The sequence below is a fragment of the Pseudoalteromonas sp. MMG022 genome (assembly GCF_021654245.1).
GTDB lineage: Bacteria > Pseudomonadota > Gammaproteobacteria > Enterobacterales > Alteromonadaceae > Pseudoalteromonas > Pseudoalteromonas amylolytica.
The window spans coordinates 1-16,378 of sequence record NZ_JAKFZQ010000019.1 but is presented as its reverse complement, the minus strand read 5'-3'; the positions used below and the strand labels follow the sequence as shown (position 1 = coordinate 16,378).

The window sequence follows — 16,378 nt, the reverse complement described above, 5'->3', positions numbered from 1 at the left end:
TATGTTTTCTCGCTTTTTTATAGACAGGCCAATCTTTGCCTTTGTCATATCTATCGTCATTGTTTTGGCGGGTTTGGCGGCGATGCGAAGCCTACCTGTCGCTCAATATCCTGAAATCGCCCCTCCTGTTGTACAAGTGACCGCCGTCTATCCGGGGGCATCTGCTGAGGTATTAGAACAAACGGTAGCTGCACCTATCGAAAACGCCATCACAGGCGTTGAAGGTATGATGTACATGAGTTCCACCAGTACCAGTTCAGGCGTTACCACCATCATGGTAACATTTGAGATTGGCACAGATGTGGACCAAGCCGCTGTTAACGTTAATAATCGCGTTAAGCAAGTTGAAGCAAGATTGCCAGAAGAGACTCGCAGACAAGGCGTGGTTGTAGCCAAAGGTTCTTCTAGCTTTTTACAAGTACATGCCTTTTACTCGCCTGACAACTCGCGGACCAGTTTATGGACTTCTAACTATGTCACCATGAACGTATTGGATAAAATAAAGCGCATCCCAGGCACAACAAACGTGCAAATTTTTGGTGCCAAAGACTATGCTATGCGTATCTGGCTACGTCCAGATATTATGAGCCAGTTGGGCGTTACCGTTGAAGAAGTGAGTGGCGCAATAAGGGAACAAAACTCTCAATATGCAGCGGGCCAAATAGGTGCAACGCCTACCTCAAAGCATGCACAGGAATTAGTATACAGTGTCACCGCACAAGGGCGCTTATCGAGTGCTGAAGAGTTTGAAGATATCTTGATCCGCGTAAACCCTGATGGTTCTAATCTACGTTTGAAAGACATCGCCCGTGTAGAACTAGGCTCTAAAGATTACAACTTTGCTGGTACCATCAACGGTAAGCAAGCGGTGTTACTCGGTATCTTTTTACAGCCAGGTGCTAACGCGCTGGATGTCGCCGCACAAGTTAACCAAACCATTGAAGAACTCAAAACCCAGTTTCCAATTGGGCTATCGCACCTAAATGCCTATGACACCACTCGCTTTGTTGAGGTTTCCATCCGAGAGGTACTGATAACTCTTGTCGAAGCAATGGTTTTGGTGTTTTTAGTCGTTTATCTATTTTTGCAAAACTGGCGCGCCACTTTGATCCCAACCTTGGCGGTTCCTGTATCCTTACTCGGCACGTTCGCTGGTATGTATATGCTAGGTTACTCTATTAATACTCTGACCTTGTTTGGAATGGTATTATCAATCGGTATCGTGGTCGATGATGCAATTGTTGTCTTGGAAAATGTCGAACGTATCATGCATGAAAAACATGTCAGTGCGCGTGAAGCGGCCATTCAAGCGATGCAAGAAGTCAGCGGCCCTGTAGTTGCGATCGTTCTAGTACTTTGCTCGGTGTTTGTACCGATTGCCTTTCTGGGTGGCCTCACTGGCGAGCTATTTAGACAATTTGCAATCACCATTTCTATTTCAGTGAGCTTGTCGGGTGTAGTCGCACTCACTATGACCCCTGCACTGTGTGTTCTCATTTTAAAGCATGAACACAAACAAACCGCAGGATTCTTTGTCTGGTTCAACGAGTTCTTTGCCAAGATCACAGGTCGCTATGTCAGTGCGGTTAGTTTTATGGTTAGACGCGGTTTGCTCGGCTTTATTCTTGTTGCAACCATGATAAGCGTCACTGGCATCTTGTGGAAAAGCACCCCGAGCTCCTTGGTTCCAGATGAAGATCAGGGCTTCTATATTTCGGCTATCTTCTTACCCGATGGTTCATCTTTAGAGCGCACCGCTGAAGTGGTTGATGAAGTCATCACCGCAATTCAGTCAAACCCTGCCAATGAGAACGTTGTTGCTTTCACTGGTTTCGACTTCATTGGTAATGGCTACAAAAACAGTGCTGCTACGTTGTTTGTTACGCAAAAACATTGGGATGAGCGTGAAGTAGAGGCAAAATCTTTAGTTGGTGAGCTTTACATGAAAACCGCGCATATCAACGAAGCACTGGTACTTGCATTCAACCCACCTCCAATTTTTGGCCTCGGAAACACGGGTGGTTTTGAGGTTTACCTACAAAATAAAGGAGCCGGCGGGCCTGAAAAGCTAAAACAAGGTATGCAGTTGTTGATGAACGAAGCACAAAAAAGCCCCGTGCTTGCCAGTTTACAAACGCTATGGCGCCCCGATGCACCACAGCTAAAAGTTCATATGGACCGAGAGCAAGCAAGAGCAATGGGTGTCAACATCAACAGTGCTTTCAATGCATTGGCTGCCAACCTAGGTACTTATTACGTAAATGACTTCAATAAATTTGGCCGAGCTTGGCAGGTACTACTTTCCGCTGAAGCTGAATTTAGAATGACACCTGAGGACGTAGGCCGTATCTATGTGAAGAACAATCAAGGCGATATGGTACCTATCTCAGCGTTTACTGACATTGAATACAGTCGCGGTCCCGAAAGCCTCGAACGTTACAATAACTTGTCAGCAGTTAAACTGCTTGGTGAAGCAGCACCAGGATACAGCTCTGGCCAAGCAATTGCGGAGATGGAGCGGATCGCTCGTAGCGTATTACCGCCTGACATGAGTTATGACTGGACAGGTTCTGCTTATCAGGAAAAGCAAAGCTCGGGCACAACGGGGCTTGCTTTGGGGCTGGCTGTGATTATGGTCTTTTTAATTCTAGCGGCACTTTATGAACGCTGGTCATTACCATTTTCAGTGTTACTTGCCCTACCCTTTGGTACATTTGGCGCATTAATATCGGTATGGATTGCCGGATTAACGAACGACGTGTATTTCCAAATTGGTTTGGTGACCCTGTTAGGACTTGCCAGTAAAAATGCCATTTTGATTGTCGAATATGCGCTCATGAAACATCAGCAAGGCTGGAGCACCAGCGCAGCTGCATTAGAAGCGGCACGACTAAGGTTCAGACCTATTATTATGACTTCACTGGCATTTATCCTTGGCGTTGTACCACTTGTGCTCAGTTCAGGCGCTGGCGCTGGCGCGAGACATAGCGTAGGCACAGGTGTTATGGGTGGTATGATGGCTGCCACATTCCTTGCAGTGTTCTTCGTGCCTTTATTCTTTTTCTGGCTGACTAACCGTCAACTGACAGAAAAACGCTCTAGGCAGGAGCTGGCTGATGAAATCGCTGAACAACACAAAAAAGAGCAAGTAGATACTAAAGAAGGATTAGCGTAAAACTAAAAAGGCGGCCACTTCACAATGGCCGCCTTAATATGCAAACTATGTTTGTTCTATCTTATTGTTCTAATACTGTGAGATATGGGTCCCAGTTGACCGTACCAAGACACTCAGTACCTTTATATACTATGGAAGCTTATATACTACTTCATCAGTTTTAGCGTAATTATCGAAACTCCTTCCTTACGCTAAGAAGTATCTTACTCCTAACACAACACAAATAAACTTCACATTGACGTTCCACCCCGCTCTTCTCACGCCTCATTACAGGTCATTAAAAACACTATTCACTTCAATTCCATAACACACTTCTTCAAATGGATACCGATTCATCGTCAAACCTAACGCACTGTCTAAGCTAACCGCGCCGTGCTTTTCATAAAAAGCGCGAGCTTGAGTGTTCTTGGCGTAAATCCATGTATAAGCTCGCTGATACCCTTGTTCATATAGTTTAAGAAGACGCGCTTTGAGCAATGCTTGACCCAAGCCTTTATTTTGATGATCGGGTAGCACATAACCACGATAAAGCTCACCAGCCTTTAATTTACACACGCGCCTACTAACAGGGTTATGAGCGGTGCGATACTTACCACTTGCACCACAAGCAACTATATGACGCCCGTTGCTTATCACCAGCGCGGTATTATCTTTTGGCTTGTTCACAATGGATGTCCAGATTTTCTGAAAGAATTCCTGCGTACCTCTGTCTAGCACATCCTGAGGTAAAAATGGCTTAAACGCTAGCTGCCAACTGGCTTGAGTGACCCGAGCCATTTCTGCTACATCTGCGACCGTGGCATTTCTTATTTTTAGGTTCTCTGGTAAGGATAAGGCGGCAGTCAGTGCCTTCGGATCTGTTTCTATTATGTCCATATAACTCACCTATAAAAATTAATCATTAAGCAACAATTTAATACATTATTATTACAAACCTGTATTTATACAAATATTTTTGCAGTTTTAGAAGCACTTTTTAGTCTTGTCATGCCGATACTATGGTGTTTTTAGCGCTAAGCCGTTAATATTAAATAAAACACCACTATGGTCGTGTTATGAATAAGCAACAACTTCTCGAAAACTTTGAACAGTACTTTCAGGTAGACGATGCCAATCAGGTCAATCTCAAAGAGGTAAACCTTGATGAAGTACCCAGCACCTTAGGTGAACTTGAGGCAAAAATTCCTGCATTGTTTAAACTTGCCAACGAGATGAAAGAGCTTGACCACAAAATGCTCAGCCCACTTCGTAATTTAGGCGATATTGCGACCGATCTGGCAGCGTTTTTACAGGCCCAATCTCGCAAAATTGACCTCATAATGAGTCATATTCTCGCCACAGAACAACCCGATGAAGATAATATCTACTGTGATTCATATGGCGGCGGCGGGCTGCGCTTTACATCTCAAGTTACATACCCCGTTGGCACAGCACTAAGAACAAAACTGTTTTTACGACAAGAAGCCGCAGCTATCTACTGTTATTGTGAAGTTATCGATGTAAAAAGTAGCAAAGATGACAAGCACCAGCACACCATAGCGTTTACCAAAATCCGTGAAGAAGATCAGGAGTTGCTGGTACGCGCAAGTCTGCATGCCCAAACTCGACAGCTAAAAAAGCGTCAATCAGAGCAGAATAAAGAACAAAATAGCTGACAGCTCACGACACAATGATAAACTAACGGCTTAGTTATTTATTAGTGTTTAATCATGAGCTTTAGACTTCTACCTGAATGGGCCCCACAAGATGCTGTGATGCTCACTTGGCCACACAAAGATACCGACTGGGCGAGCATACTCGCAGATGTTGAACCTGTGTATGTTACTCTTTGTCAACACATTACTCAGTTACAATATGTTGTGATCGTTGCCCACGATGAGCAGTTAAAAACACACATTAGCTCGCTACTGAGCGAAGCGGATGTCGAGTTATCCAAAGTACGATTTGTTGTTACCCCATGTAACGACACATGGGCAAGAGATCACGGCCCCCTCACCTGCTCCGATGAACTAGGGCGATTGTGTATTAATGACTTTATCTTTAATGGCTGGGGCAATAAGTTTGAGGCGCAGCTAGATAACGCTATCAATGCCAAGTTGGTCAACGAATTGGCAGACTCTAGTAATCAATACCAAGCAATTGACTTTGTACTAGAAGGTGGTGGCGTTGAAATTAACGAGCACGGCACTTTGCTAACAACGTCTGAGTGCCTTCTAAACCCAAACCGAAACCCACAACACGATAAACAAAGCATTGAGTCGCTACTCATGGAGCAACTTGGCGCACGTGATTTTTTATGGGTTGATCATGGCTACCTAGCCGGTGACGATACCGATAGCCATATCGATACCTTGGTTCGTTTTGCACCGAACAATACTTTAGTCTACGTAAAATGTGACGACCAGAATGACGAGCATTGTAAGTCGCTTGATTTGATGGAAAAGCAGTTACAAAGTTTTAGAACACCTGAGGGTGACGCATACAAGTTGATAGCTTTACCATGGCCAAAAGCCGTGTTTGACGACGATGGCGACAGGTTACCAGCAACTTATGCGAATTACCTGATCATTAATTCAACAGTGTTAGTACCTGTGTATGATGATGCTCACGATGCGTTAGCCTTGGCTCAGATACAAAAGGCCTATCCACAGCACACCGTTATTGGCATTAATTGTTTGCCTATTATTCATCAATTCGGCAGCTTGCATTGCATTACAATGCAGTTACCACGTGGTTTTTTAAAATAGGACGAAGCCATGAGTTCACAATTACTTAAAGTTGGTTTGGTACAACACGCCAACAGCAATAGCCTAGAGCAAAACACCGATAAAACCGTGCAAGGCATTCGCGACGCAGCTAAACAAGGCGCAAAACTGGTAGTGCTACAAGAGCTGCATCGTAGCTTGTACTTTTGCCAAACCGAAGACACCGACTTATTTGACTTGGCCGAAACAGTCCCTGGCCCGAGTACAGATATGTATGGCGCACTGGCCAAAGAGCTCGATATTGTTATCGTCACTTCATTGTTTGAAAAGCGCGCAACTGGCTTGTATCACAACACCGCAGTGGTGTTAGAGCGTGATGGAACAATTGCAGGTAAATACCGAAAGATGCATATTCCGGACGATCCTGGATTTTACGAAAAGTTCTATTTTACGCCAGGTGACTTAGGCTTTACGCCCATTCAAACTTCGGTCGGTAAATTAGGTGTTTTAGTATGTTGGGATCAATGGTTCCCTGAAGCTGCAAGACTGATGGCCATGGCAGGTGCTGAGCTACTTATCTACCCTACCGCAATCGGTTGGGATCCTAGAGATGAACAGGACGAACAAATTCGCCAGCTCGACGCTTGGATCATTTCTCAACGCGCCCACGCTGTCGCCAATGGAGTACCTGTCATTAGTGTAAACCGCGTAGGTCATGAACAAGACCCGAGCACACAAAGCGAAGGCATTCAATTTTGGGGCAACTCATTCGTTGCAGGCCCACAAGGTGAAATGCTGGTTCATGGTAGTGAAACACAGGAACAAACACTGGTAGTTGAGATTGATCAGGGCCGCAGTGAATCGGTTCGTCGTATTTGGCCGTATCTAAGAGATCGCCGTATTGACCAGTATCAAGACCTTTGCAAAATCTATCGAGACTAAATAATAACGAAACAGGAGTGATCAATGTCGTTTGCGCATTGGAGCGAATTACCTTGGGTAAAAAACACCACAGATAAAATCCATTGGGGCCAGCTTAGCGGCAGTGGTTTGAGCGTCGCGCTTAGCGAAGGCATTTCAAAGCACCCAGAGCTGGTTGTGATCGTTACTCCAGATACCCCTTGTGCACTGCGCTTAGAAACTGAGCTTGGGTATTTACTACCCAAGCGCTCTGTGATGATTTTTCCCGATTGGGAAACATTACCATATGATCACTTCTCACCACACCAAGACATTATTTCCCAGCGTCTGGCGACACTCAATGCACTAAAACAACAGAATAACAGTGTCTTGATAGTGCCCGTATCCACGTTGATGCTTCGCACAGCACCGCCAGCATTCATCTATGGAAGTGCCTTAAAGTACAAAGTCGGTGATGTGATAGATGCACAACAACTCAAGTCTGCTTTGAGCGAATCTGGCTATCGACATGTACAACAAGTGATGGAGCACGGTGAATTTGCAGTAAGGGGGTCTATTGTTGATTTATACCCCATGGGCAGCGAACACCCCTATCGATTTGACTTTTTTGACGATGAGCTCGACAGCATTCGTTTGTTTGATATTGAAACACAACGCTCTAGTGATAAAGTTGATGAAATTGACTTGCTTCCCGCGCATGAATTTCCAACCAATGACGCGGATATAGAACGGTTTCGCGTGGGTTATAGAGAGGCATTTGGCGCCAGTGCCGAAAAAGACTCTATTTACATGCAAGTGACCAAAGGCAATTGGCCCGCTGGTATCGAGTATTACTTACCGCTATTTTACGAGCAATTGGCAACCATCTTCGACTACCTTCCAGATAACACCACGATAATGCATCTTGGAGATATCGAACACGCTGCACAAAGCTTTTGGCAAGACGTTGAAAAGCGTTATGAAAATAGACGTGTCGACCCTTTAAGGCCGCTGTTGGAGCCAGTAAAACTCTATCAACCTATTGAAGAATTATATAGTCAGTTTAATCGCTATGGTCGCATTCGACTGAGCCAAGCTAAATTAGGTACCAAAGCGGGCCACACCAACCTATCAGCAAATGAGTTGCTCGATATTCGTATCGATCATAAGCAGAGCGACCCTTACAGCAAAATTCTTAGTTATGTTGCCGAGCAAAAAAAGCAAAAAGCACGCATCATTTTTAGTGTAGAGTCAGATGGTCGTCGAGAGTCTCTACTGACCCTCCTCAAACCGACCGCCCTTAAACTCAAAGAGTTTGAGAGCTTTGCTGACTTCATGACAAGCAATACAGACGTGGGTCTAATCGTAAGCCCACTCGAACAGAGCGTGTTTCTCTCAGGTAAAGATAGCAAGCCTGCGCTGAGCATTATCACTGAGCAAGAGCTGTTGGGCGTTAAGGTATCTCAGCGCCGACGCAGAAAACACAAATACGAGCAAGGCCAAGATGCGCTGATACGCAATCTTGCCGAACTAAAAGAAGGTCAACCGATTGTTCATCTGGATCATGGTGTTGGTCGCTACTTAGGTTTGCAAACTATTGATGCAGCTGGTGTTACAACAGAGTTCGTTACGATTACTTACGCCAATGATGCCAAGCTCTACGTGCCAGTTTCAGCCCTACACATGCTCAGTCGTTATTCTGGTGGTGAAGAAGCCACAGCCCCGCTGCATAAGCTTGGCTCCGATGTATGGGAAAAAGCCAAGCGTAGAGCTGCCGAAAAAGTCAGAGATGTTGCCGCTGAATTACTTGATATTTATGCAAAGCGTCAAAGTAAACCAGGCTACGCGTTTAAGCTAGATGGGGCCCTATATCGTGACTTCGCAAATAGTTTTCCGTTTGAAGAAACTGACGATCAACGCAACGCCATCGAGGCCGTGTTAGCTGATATGCAGTCAAACCAAGCAATGGACCGTCTAGTATGTGGTGATGTTGGATTTGGTAAAACTGAAGTGGCTATGCGTGGTGCATTTGCAGCCATTAACGATAATAAACAAGTTGCCGTGTTGGTGCCGACCACGTTGCTCGCCCAGCAACATTACGAAAACTTCAAAGATCGCTTTGCAGATTTACCTGTCCAAGTCGGTGTTCTATCACGTTTTAACAGCGCTAAAGAACAAAAGGATACGCTAGATAAACTTGAAAGTGGCCAGATAGACATTGTTATTGGCACCCACAAGCTTATTCAAGAAAACATTAAGTTTAAAGATTTAGGCCTGTTAATTGTGGATGAGGAACATCGTTTTGGTGTTCGCCAAAAAGAAAAAATCAAACAGCTTCGCGCTGATGTAGATATCTTAACCCTGACGGCAACGCCCATACCACGTACGCTTAACATGGCCATGAGCGGTATGCGCGACCTATCTATTATTGCAACGCCCCCAGCAAAACGTTTGGCAGTGAAAACTTTTGTGAAAGAGCGAAATGATGAGCTGATCCGCGAAGCGATATTACGTGAAATCAAGCGCGGTGGTCAGGTATATTTTTTACATAACAATGTAGAAACCATAGACAAAACCGCCAGCGATATTGCAGCACTTGTACCTGAAGCCGGTGTTGCCATTGCTCATGGACAAATGCGAGAACGTGAACTAGAACATTTGATGAGTGAGTTTTACCATCAAAAATATAATGTTTTAGTATGTACCACTATCATTGAGACCGGCATAGATATTCCCACTGCCAATACCATCATTATGGATAGAGCTGACAAATTGGGGCTTGCGCAAATGCACCAACTGCGAGGACGTGTTGGTCGCAGCCACCACCAAGCGTATGCATACTTGCTCACTAGGAACAGCCAAACTTTGACCAAGGATGCTGTTAAACGTCTACAGGCTATCGAATCTCTTGAAGATCTCGGCGCGGGTTTTGCGCTTGCAACACACGACCTTGAAATTCGAGGCGCTGGGGAATTGCTTGGTGATGATCAAAGCGGGCAAATACAAACGGTTGGTTTTACTTTGTACATGGAAATGCTTGAACAGGCTGTACAGGCACTCAAAGATGGCAAAGAACCCACATTAGACAATCTATTGCAGCAACATACCGACGTTGATCTAAAAATTCCGGCATTATTACCCGATGATTATATTCCTGATGTGAATATGCGCTTGAGCATGTATAAACGCATTGCCAGTACCAAAAGCAATCAAGAATTGGACGAGCTACAGGTAGAGCTTATTGACCGATTTGGGCTACTACCCGACGCTGCGAAAAACCTATTCAAAGTACAGGAGCTTAAAGTCCAAGCAAGCGAAATTGGGGTCAGCAAGATAGAAGCAAATGCCAAAGGTGGCTATTTTGAGTTCAACGCAACAACCAAAGTTAACCCAACGTTCATCATTGCTTTGATACAAAGCAATCCGCGTGTCTACAAAATGGAAGGCGCAAATAAATTACGCTTTGCGATAGAAGAAAAAAATGGTCAAGAGCGTTTGAAATTAATCAATGCTATGATTGAAGACTTTCACAAAAAGGCAGTTGCATGAAGCAGTTAATAACAAATCTGACGCTGACATTTTGGCTATCAACACTCTCTCTAAACGCGAATGCAGAGCGCTGGTTTGAAGTTGAAATGATAGCTTTTGAACAACAGCCTACCGATTCACTCAGAGAAGACTTTAGTCTAGTTCACCCACCTATTGAAGGGAAAAGGCAATTGGACCTGCTAAGTGAAGGATTTAATACACAAGGTCAACAACGGTGTTTAGAAGGTGATCCAGATTTCGACCCTCGCCCGTTTATTCAACAAATGAGTAACGCAGGTAACTCTTGGGGGTGCGATGCCAGCCATGACTACATCGCGCGATACGATACGCTCCCTGTGTCTCCCTACGCGGACTCGCAAGAGCATATGGATAATATCTACCTTTTGTCTAAGCAGCAGCTAAAGTTTGAAGATGTGCTTAAAAAGTTGCAACGCCGAGGTTTAAAACCAATTCTTCACACTGGCTGGCGCTTTCCTGAACAAAGCCAACGGAAAGCACCATTCATGAAAATCTTTGCAGGGAAAAGATTTAAGTCGCCTGTCAGCCAAAGACTTCTCGATACCATCGAGCAAAACGGCTACCTTGGTCTGCTAGATAAACGCTTTAACATTCAAACCGAAGCTGATGAGGATCACTGGCAACTAGAAGGCTTAATAAAGATCCATGTAAAGCATTATCTTTATGTCACCAGCAATCTTGATATACGTTATTTGATGGATGATGGAGACACACAGAAAGCTCGAATGTCGCAGTTTACACGTGTATACAGCGGAGACATACATTATTTAGATCATCCCAAATTGGGGATTATCTTTCAAATAAGAAAATACAAACACTAAGAACGGGTAAATCTATGAAAAAACTATTGATCAGCGCCGCTATTTTAACTTTAGTTGGATGTTCTAAAGTTAATTTAGAAAACTATAATAAAGTAAAAGTAGGCATGGATAAGGCTGAAGTTGAAGCGATTTTAGGCTCTGCCGATGAATGTGAAGAAAAAACCCTGCATACCAACTGTACTTGGGGCGGTGAAGATAAGCACATCAAAATTACGCTAGTTTCTGATAAGGTCACGCTTTACACCAAAAAAGGTTTGGAATAATCACCAAAAGGGAAAGTATTACACTTTCCCTTTTCCATACTTGCTACGCTAAAAGCAAGTATGTAATGCATCTTTAATCTGAACTAATTCAGTTAATCCGTTATTCAACCACCACTATGGATTCTCGGAGCCTTAGCTCTTGAATCTCTAAATGCTTCTTTACTCTTTTGCTCTTCACGTTCTTTGTCAGCGTGTGTGATACAACGCGTTCTTGATATCATAGAACCCAGTTTGGTAGCCTGTTCGCAGTGATACGCCTTTTTCTTTGTCTGCGCTGTAGCACCATCAGACGCATCATTAGATTTACACCCAGCCAAAAACAATACACTAAGCACCGCCATTATTACTGATATTTTCATCTTCCTTTCCTTTTTATGCGTTATTACTTCATCTTCACTTGTTGTTATATTTCTATATTATGAACAACAAATACATCAAAGCACATAAAGTGGCTGTCCCGCAAACATATACTTTCATATATATATAATTTATTTATATATAAAAAACGAAATTCAGTATGAGTAAGAATATCGTTCTTAGGATCTAGACTTTACGGAACGATATTAAACTACTGTTTGGTCACTACAGGTAACTTTGCTTTGAGCCATGCATTCATATCACCTTCTAGGTGCAAAAGGTTAAATCCTTCGGGTGTCAGTGCATCGATAAAAATAGTCGCCCTTCTTCCTGAGCGGCAATAAACAACTAAGTGTGATTGCTTATGTTGCTCCAGCAAACTCATATGTCGCTCAATCTGATTGAATGGAATATTAATCGCGCCTTTAATATGTCCCTGCTCATATTCTTCCGCGCTACGAACGTCAATAATGACATGGGATTTATCAGACATCTGGTTAATAAGTAGTTGGTTTTGCGTGATATCCGATTGCGCGAATATTTGGCAGGAATAGAGCGATAACAGTACTGTTATTGTTTTGATAAACTCAATCATATCTATGCCTCCTAGTTTATAGGGTTAACTTGAGTGATCAGAATACATTAGGAACATAAATAGTAGACTAGAATACTCGTCATTTCCCGCGCTTAAGCTGGTGAAAGATACGAATTTATATCGCATTTTTGTATTGTTGAAATGAATCTGCGAGCATTTTCACGCTCGCAGATTCATTTACCTTTTACATTTATGTACACATAAATTTTAATTTTTGCATCTCCCTTGTTTAGCAAGACCAGGAGGACAATGTTTGTTGCTAGACGTACTGTGACTGTATTTATTGCCTATTTTCACTTCAACGTCTTCTACTTCACCTTCAACACGAGTGAGTTTGCAACCACCGAGAAAAATCATTACACACAATAAACCGATAGTGATTTTCATTTCTTAAGCCTTTGTTCTTTAAACCATTGCTTTTAATAGTACTAGCTGATGGGTTTACATAAGCTTAATCATGCCTCTATTTATATCGTAACTATTTATAAAATAACGATTTCACCTATATCAAAACAAGAGTGTTTTAAATGCCATTAAAATAAGTATCACCCCTCCCAAACACTCCGCTTTACTTTCCAACCATGTACCGCTACGTTTACCGACGACAACCCCTATCCAGCTAAATATAAATGTGGTGATACCTATTAGCGCGCACGCAAAAAAGGGTTCCACTTGCAATAATGTTAAGGTAAAACCGGCTGCCATGGCATCTATACTGGTGGCTAGCGCCAGCATCAGCATGACTCTATGCGTGATCTGAGCAATATCCTCTTCTATTCCTTCTGACATCGCTTCATAGAGCATTTTTATGCCAATAAGTAACAACAACACAAAAGCGACCCAGTGTGCATAGTTTTGCACCCACCCGAGCACTCCCTTACCTCCTAGGTATCCTGCCATCGGCATTAGCGCCTGAAATACACCAAAATACATTGCAGACTTAAATGCCAGGGCGGATGTCTGCATAGCCTTTTTTGCGCCCAAGCCAATTGATACTGCAAATGCGTCCATACTTAATGCAATTGCCAGCACCATCACTTCAAACATCTATCACTCACTATTCAAAAGCGGCTAAAAAGAGCCAAGATTCTTAAGTGGAAGCTTATCAGAAGCCAATAAAGGCGCTATAACATATTGCGAACGACACAATGAAATATGCGATAAGTGGAAGCGATTAACGCGCGATTGTTGGAGTTTCGAGTATAACGTTACACTCAACAATCGCGCATCTCACCTTATAATGTATGCGATTTAAATGACCAATTAACCATCAATAATACCATTGCAGTCATTATCAATTCCGTCTCTACCCTTTTTACCTCGCGTATCGTTTGCATCGGGGTATACGGAGGCATTGTTATCATCACAATCTCCCTCCTCAACACACACACCGTCATTATCAGCATCGGTACACATAGGAGGGGGATTCACAATACCCGGTTGCCAATTGAGAGCTGCAGGCACATTTATCAGTCCCGCTCCAGATGTCTTATCCCAACCTGTGTCATATAAATCAACAGCGGTTTGCTGCATAGCAGCTTTAACATCAACAGGCGTACTGGCAGTACCATTACTTATCAGCATTGCAGACAAAGCCGCTACGTGTGGAGTCGCCATCGAAGTACCTTGAAAGAAATAATAACCCCAACTTCCGCCAATCTTTGTTTCTTGCAAAATACCATCGGCATATCCATCACCATTACTATCAACGCTGGTATCCCCACCGGGAGCGACCAAATCAAGCATATCACCTCGGTTCGAGTAACGTGTTACCTGATCATTAGCATCTGTTGCACCTACTGCAATCACACTACTGTGGCTTGCAGGATAACTAATATTTTTGCGACTACCATCATTACCTGATGCGCCAATCACGATAACGTTATTTGACGCAGCATATTCAAGTGCTGGGTCTAAAATTGGATCTGAAGTAATACGATACCTTGCACTCACACCTAAACTAAGGTTTATCACATCAGCACCGCTGTCTACTGCGTGATATATCCCTTCTGCAATTGCCGCCATACTGCCGCTACCACTGTCATCCAGTACTTTCACCGGCATAATACATGCGCCATACGCCAAACCGGCCACACCAATACCATTATTGGTACTTTGCGCAATGGTGCCCGATACATGCGTGCCATGGCCATCACCATCTTCTGGGTAATTCATTGGGTCATACACATTGTAAGGCGCAACAACGCAGCCAACTCCATCTGAACCACCACTGGCTAACCCAGTATCTAAAACAGCAACTGTACTCGTTCCGCCAGTGCTGATATCCCATCCACCATAGGCTCCAATATTTTGCCAGTTCCACTGATAGCTTAAATAGGGGTCATTTGGCATAGCGAACTTATTAACGAGCACATTCACATGAGCACGACTTCCCTTTAAACGCATCTTCTTCGCTTTATCCAGCTCTTTCCCTTTAGCAACCGACACTATACTCAGGTTGGATTTAGGGTAATAACTAAGTACATTTAGGCTTGAATCTGTCACAGGTCCTGCTACAACAATTTCTGAGGATCTATATTGGACATTGGCAGCAGCTACAAGTGGCAAACCCACACCCACCAGCATCATCGACAATGTTGAGGTTTTCATAATTGACTACTTAACATTTTACGTACATCAACTTTAGTATTATTTAGAAAATCACAATGTACAAATAAAGGATGGAATATTGCTAGGCTGAATTGTTACATGCGTATAACCAAGATGTATAAACGGTAGGCACGGTTTATGCGGACAGCAATACTGCCATAATATCAATGAGTTTCATACTGAATAGCCCCTTAACGGTACTATATTGAATGGATAAGTGCTTTCGATATTACATTCCTTTTTTGGAAGAACCAAAAGCACCATACATTATATGTTTTTTTAGTGAGCTGCTATCGAGTTAAATTACTACTCACCAAAACTATACTTTCTTAGGATCTCAACCACTTCTACCACGTAAGAGTCGTACCATGTATCACGCCCCAGCTGCTGAGCAACACGATGTTGGCTGTCCGCATGCCAGTTTTTTATATCTTCTTGTGATAGCCAATAAGATATTGTGACTTCCTGTTGGCCTTCTGTCACGGCAATAAAATCCTGACAGTTATATTTTTCAAACGCTAGGGTGCGCATTAATTCAACTGTCTGAGAATAATGCTCATCTTGACGCCCAGTTTTTGCCTTAAAGATTACCGCAAACATCAATCACTCCTTTATATTTCTTTTATCAAAAAAGATAATCAGACCATTTAAATAAGCCCACTCTATTGAGTTTATTTAAATGGTTTTAAGCCCAATAACCTCACACTAGTGCTCATCAGGCTAGCGTTAAATAGCAGCTGAGCAACAATAGCAGCACTTATGTGCCGCTTAGTTGTGTCGCTGTAAATTTATGGGTTGAGTCCATTGGCACTGAAAGAAACTAAGCTTTTTTGACAAACTTAGCTGTTACCATCATCTCCCCCACCCCATCAACTTTGCAATCGAGTTCATGATCTTTCTTATCTAACACGCGTCTTACCAAAGCTTTGGTGCCGATTTTAATAACTTGTGAGCTTCCTTTTATCTTTAAATCCTTGATCACTGTAACTTTATCACCATCATTAAGCAAAGCGCCGTTTGCATCTTTTACCTTGATGATGCTCTGTTCATCGATTTCATTTGGGTTCCATTCATAAGCACACTCTGGACAAACAAGGTTACTTTGATCTTGGTATACAAACTCGGATTGACATTTTGGACAAGGTGGAAATGACATATTTCTACTTCTTTATATTGTTAATTATCAACATATAATACCGCGCACTTGCTGTTGGTACCAATAATTAGGGTAACTTTATCCATACCTAACTAATAGCGCGTCCATCATGAGTTATTAGCACTCAATTATTCAAACACGCAATCATAATGCTAAAAACCACAACTTTCTCATAAACTCCTTTGGCCCCCTGTTTTTTGTGATAAACTGCTGCGCTTGTAACAACAAT

Annotated in this window: 15 protein-coding genes; 7 read left to right on the top strand and 8 right to left on the bottom strand. The window is 43.1% G+C overall.

What is annotated here, in order from left to right; genetic code table 11:
* The first annotated feature begins 1 nt into the window (after nt 1).
* The gene (locus L1070_RS15675; RefSeq protein WP_237126258.1) at nt 2–3,175 is read left to right on the top strand and encodes a multidrug efflux RND transporter permease subunit; all 3,174 of its coding nucleotides are present in this window, start codon (nt 2–4) and stop codon (nt 3,173–3,175) included.
* Nucleotides 3,176–3,442: 267 nt separating this feature from the next.
* Here the strand turns inward: L1070_RS15675 and L1070_RS15670 are convergent, their stop codons facing one another.
* Nucleotides 3,443–4,051 (bottom strand): GNAT family N-acetyltransferase, encoded by a 609-nt coding sequence (locus L1070_RS15670; protein ID WP_237126257.1) that lies wholly within the window; start codon nt 4,049–4,051, stop codon nt 3,443–3,445.
* A gap of 179 nt (nt 4,052–4,230) precedes the next feature.
* On the opposite strand from L1070_RS15670, the gene L1070_RS15665 reads away from it, so the two are divergent.
* The 6 genes from L1070_RS15665 to L1070_RS15640 are packed head-to-tail and all read left to right on the top strand — an operon-like array spanning nt 4,231 to nt 11,431.
* Nucleotides 4,231–4,830 carry a PilZ domain-containing protein gene (locus L1070_RS15665; RefSeq protein ID WP_237126256.1) on the top strand — a complete coding sequence of 200 codons (600 nt, stop codon included), beginning with the start codon at nt 4,231–4,233 and terminating at the stop codon, nt 4,828–4,830.
* A gap of 54 nt (nt 4,831–4,884) precedes the next feature.
* Nucleotides 4,885–5,922 carry an agmatine deiminase family protein gene (locus L1070_RS15660; protein WP_237126255.1) on the top strand — a complete coding sequence of 346 codons (1,038 nt, stop codon included), beginning with the start codon at nt 4,885–4,887 and terminating at the stop codon, nt 5,920–5,922.
* Nucleotides 5,923–5,931: 9 nt separating this feature from the next.
* Nucleotides 5,932–6,822, top strand: a complete 891-nt coding sequence (locus L1070_RS15655; RefSeq protein ID WP_237126254.1) for a carbon-nitrogen hydrolase — start codon at nt 5,932–5,934, stop codon at nt 6,820–6,822.
* A gap of 24 nt (nt 6,823–6,846) precedes the next feature.
* Nucleotides 6,847–10,329, top strand: a complete 3,483-nt coding sequence (gene mfd, locus L1070_RS15650; RefSeq protein WP_237126253.1) for a transcription-repair coupling factor — start codon at nt 6,847–6,849, stop codon at nt 10,327–10,329.
* Nucleotides 10,326–11,168: a CsiV family protein gene (locus tag L1070_RS15645; protein WP_237126252.1), complete on the top strand. Its 843-nt coding sequence runs from the start codon at nt 10,326–10,328 to the stop codon at nt 11,166–11,168. Before mfd ends, L1070_RS15645 begins: the two co-directional genes overlap by 4 nt.
* Nucleotides 11,169–11,182: 14 nt before the next feature.
* Nucleotides 11,183–11,431, top strand: coding sequence for a DUF3862 domain-containing protein (locus L1070_RS15640; protein ID WP_070985562.1), 249 nt, complete (start codon nt 11,183–11,185; stop codon nt 11,429–11,431).
* A 104-nt stretch (nt 11,432–11,535) separates the two neighbouring features.
* Here L1070_RS15640 and L1070_RS15635 read toward each other — a convergent pair whose 3' ends face one another.
* The 7 genes from L1070_RS15635 to L1070_RS15605 all read right to left on the bottom strand — a co-directional run bounded on the left by L1070_RS15635 (nt 11,536) and on the right by L1070_RS15605 (nt 16,149).
* A complete protein-coding gene (locus L1070_RS15635) occupies nt 11,536–11,790 on the bottom strand; it encodes a hypothetical protein (RefSeq protein ID WP_070985563.1) in 255 nt (84 codons plus the stop codon).
* Nucleotides 11,791–11,999: 209 nt separating this feature from the next.
* Complete coding sequence (locus L1070_RS15630) at nt 12,000–12,383, bottom strand: rhodanese-like domain-containing protein (protein WP_237126251.1); 384 nt, start codon at nt 12,381–12,383, stop codon at nt 12,000–12,002.
* A 207-nt stretch (nt 12,384–12,590) separates the two neighbouring features.
* Nucleotides 12,591–12,770, bottom strand: a complete 180-nt coding sequence (locus tag L1070_RS15625; protein WP_237126250.1) for a hypothetical protein — start codon at nt 12,768–12,770, stop codon at nt 12,591–12,593.
* A gap of 120 nt (nt 12,771–12,890) precedes the next feature.
* The gene (locus tag L1070_RS15620) at nt 12,891–13,430 is read right to left on the bottom strand and encodes a manganese efflux pump MntP family protein (protein ID WP_237126249.1); all 540 of its coding nucleotides are present in this window, start codon (nt 13,428–13,430) and stop codon (nt 12,891–12,893) included.
* A gap of 216 nt (nt 13,431–13,646) precedes the next feature.
* On the bottom strand, nt 13,647–14,993 hold the full coding sequence (locus L1070_RS15615; RefSeq protein WP_237126248.1) for a S8 family serine peptidase: 1,347 nt from the start codon (nt 14,991–14,993) through the stop codon (nt 13,647–13,649).
* Between the two features lie 306 nt (nt 14,994–15,299).
* Nucleotides 15,300–15,593: an antibiotic biosynthesis monooxygenase gene (locus tag L1070_RS15610; protein WP_237126247.1), complete on the bottom strand. Its 294-nt coding sequence runs from the start codon at nt 15,591–15,593 to the stop codon at nt 15,300–15,302.
* Between the two features lie 220 nt (nt 15,594–15,813).
* Nucleotides 15,814–16,149: a zinc ribbon domain-containing protein YjdM gene (locus L1070_RS15605; protein ID WP_237126246.1), complete on the bottom strand. Its 336-nt coding sequence runs from the start codon at nt 16,147–16,149 to the stop codon at nt 15,814–15,816.
* Nucleotides 16,150–16,378: the final 229 nt, after the last annotated feature.

Bases quoted from the DNA above. Each gene is read 5' to 3' on its own strand.
- L1070_RS15615 (WP_237126248.1), bottom strand. From the start codon at position 14,993: ATGAAAACCTCAACATTGTCGATGATGCTGGTGGGTGTGGGTTTGCCA.
- L1070_RS15630 (WP_237126251.1), bottom strand. From the start codon at position 12,383: ATGATTGAGTTTATCAAAACAATAACAGTACTGTTATCGCTCTATTCC.
- L1070_RS15640 (WP_070985562.1), top strand. From the start codon at position 11,183: ATGAAAAAACTATTGATCAGCGCCGCTATTTTAACTTTAGTTGGATGT.
- L1070_RS15625 (WP_237126250.1), bottom strand. From the start codon at position 12,770: ATGAAAATCACTATCGGTTTATTGTGTGTAATGATTTTTCTCGGTGGT.
- L1070_RS15645 (WP_237126252.1), top strand. From the start codon at position 10,326: ATGAAGCAGTTAATAACAAATCTGACGCTGACATTTTGGCTATCAACA.
- L1070_RS15610 (WP_237126247.1), bottom strand. From the start codon at position 15,593: ATGTTTGCGGTAATCTTTAAGGCAAAAACTGGGCGTCAAGATGAGCAT.
- L1070_RS15655 (WP_237126254.1), top strand. From the start codon at position 5,932: ATGAGTTCACAATTACTTAAAGTTGGTTTGGTACAACACGCCAACAGC.
- L1070_RS15635 (WP_070985563.1), bottom strand. From the start codon at position 11,790: ATGAAAATATCAGTAATAATGGCGGTGCTTAGTGTATTGTTTTTGGCT.
- mfd (WP_237126253.1), top strand. From the start codon at position 6,847: ATGTCGTTTGCGCATTGGAGCGAATTACCTTGGGTAAAAAACACCACA.
- L1070_RS15660 (WP_237126255.1), top strand. From the start codon at position 4,885: ATGAGCTTTAGACTTCTACCTGAATGGGCCCCACAAGATGCTGTGATG.
- L1070_RS15605 (WP_237126246.1), bottom strand. From the start codon at position 16,149: ATGTCATTTCCACCTTGTCCAAAATGTCAATCCGAGTTTGTATACCAA.
- L1070_RS15675 (WP_237126258.1), top strand. From the start codon at position 2: ATGTTTTCTCGCTTTTTTATAGACAGGCCAATCTTTGCCTTTGTCATA.
- L1070_RS15665 (WP_237126256.1), top strand. From the start codon at position 4,231: ATGAATAAGCAACAACTTCTCGAAAACTTTGAACAGTACTTTCAGGTA.
- L1070_RS15620 (WP_237126249.1), bottom strand. From the start codon at position 13,430: ATGTTTGAAGTGATGGTGCTGGCAATTGCATTAAGTATGGACGCATTT.
- L1070_RS15670 (WP_237126257.1), bottom strand. From the start codon at position 4,051: ATGGACATAATAGAAACAGATCCGAAGGCACTGACTGCCGCCTTATCC.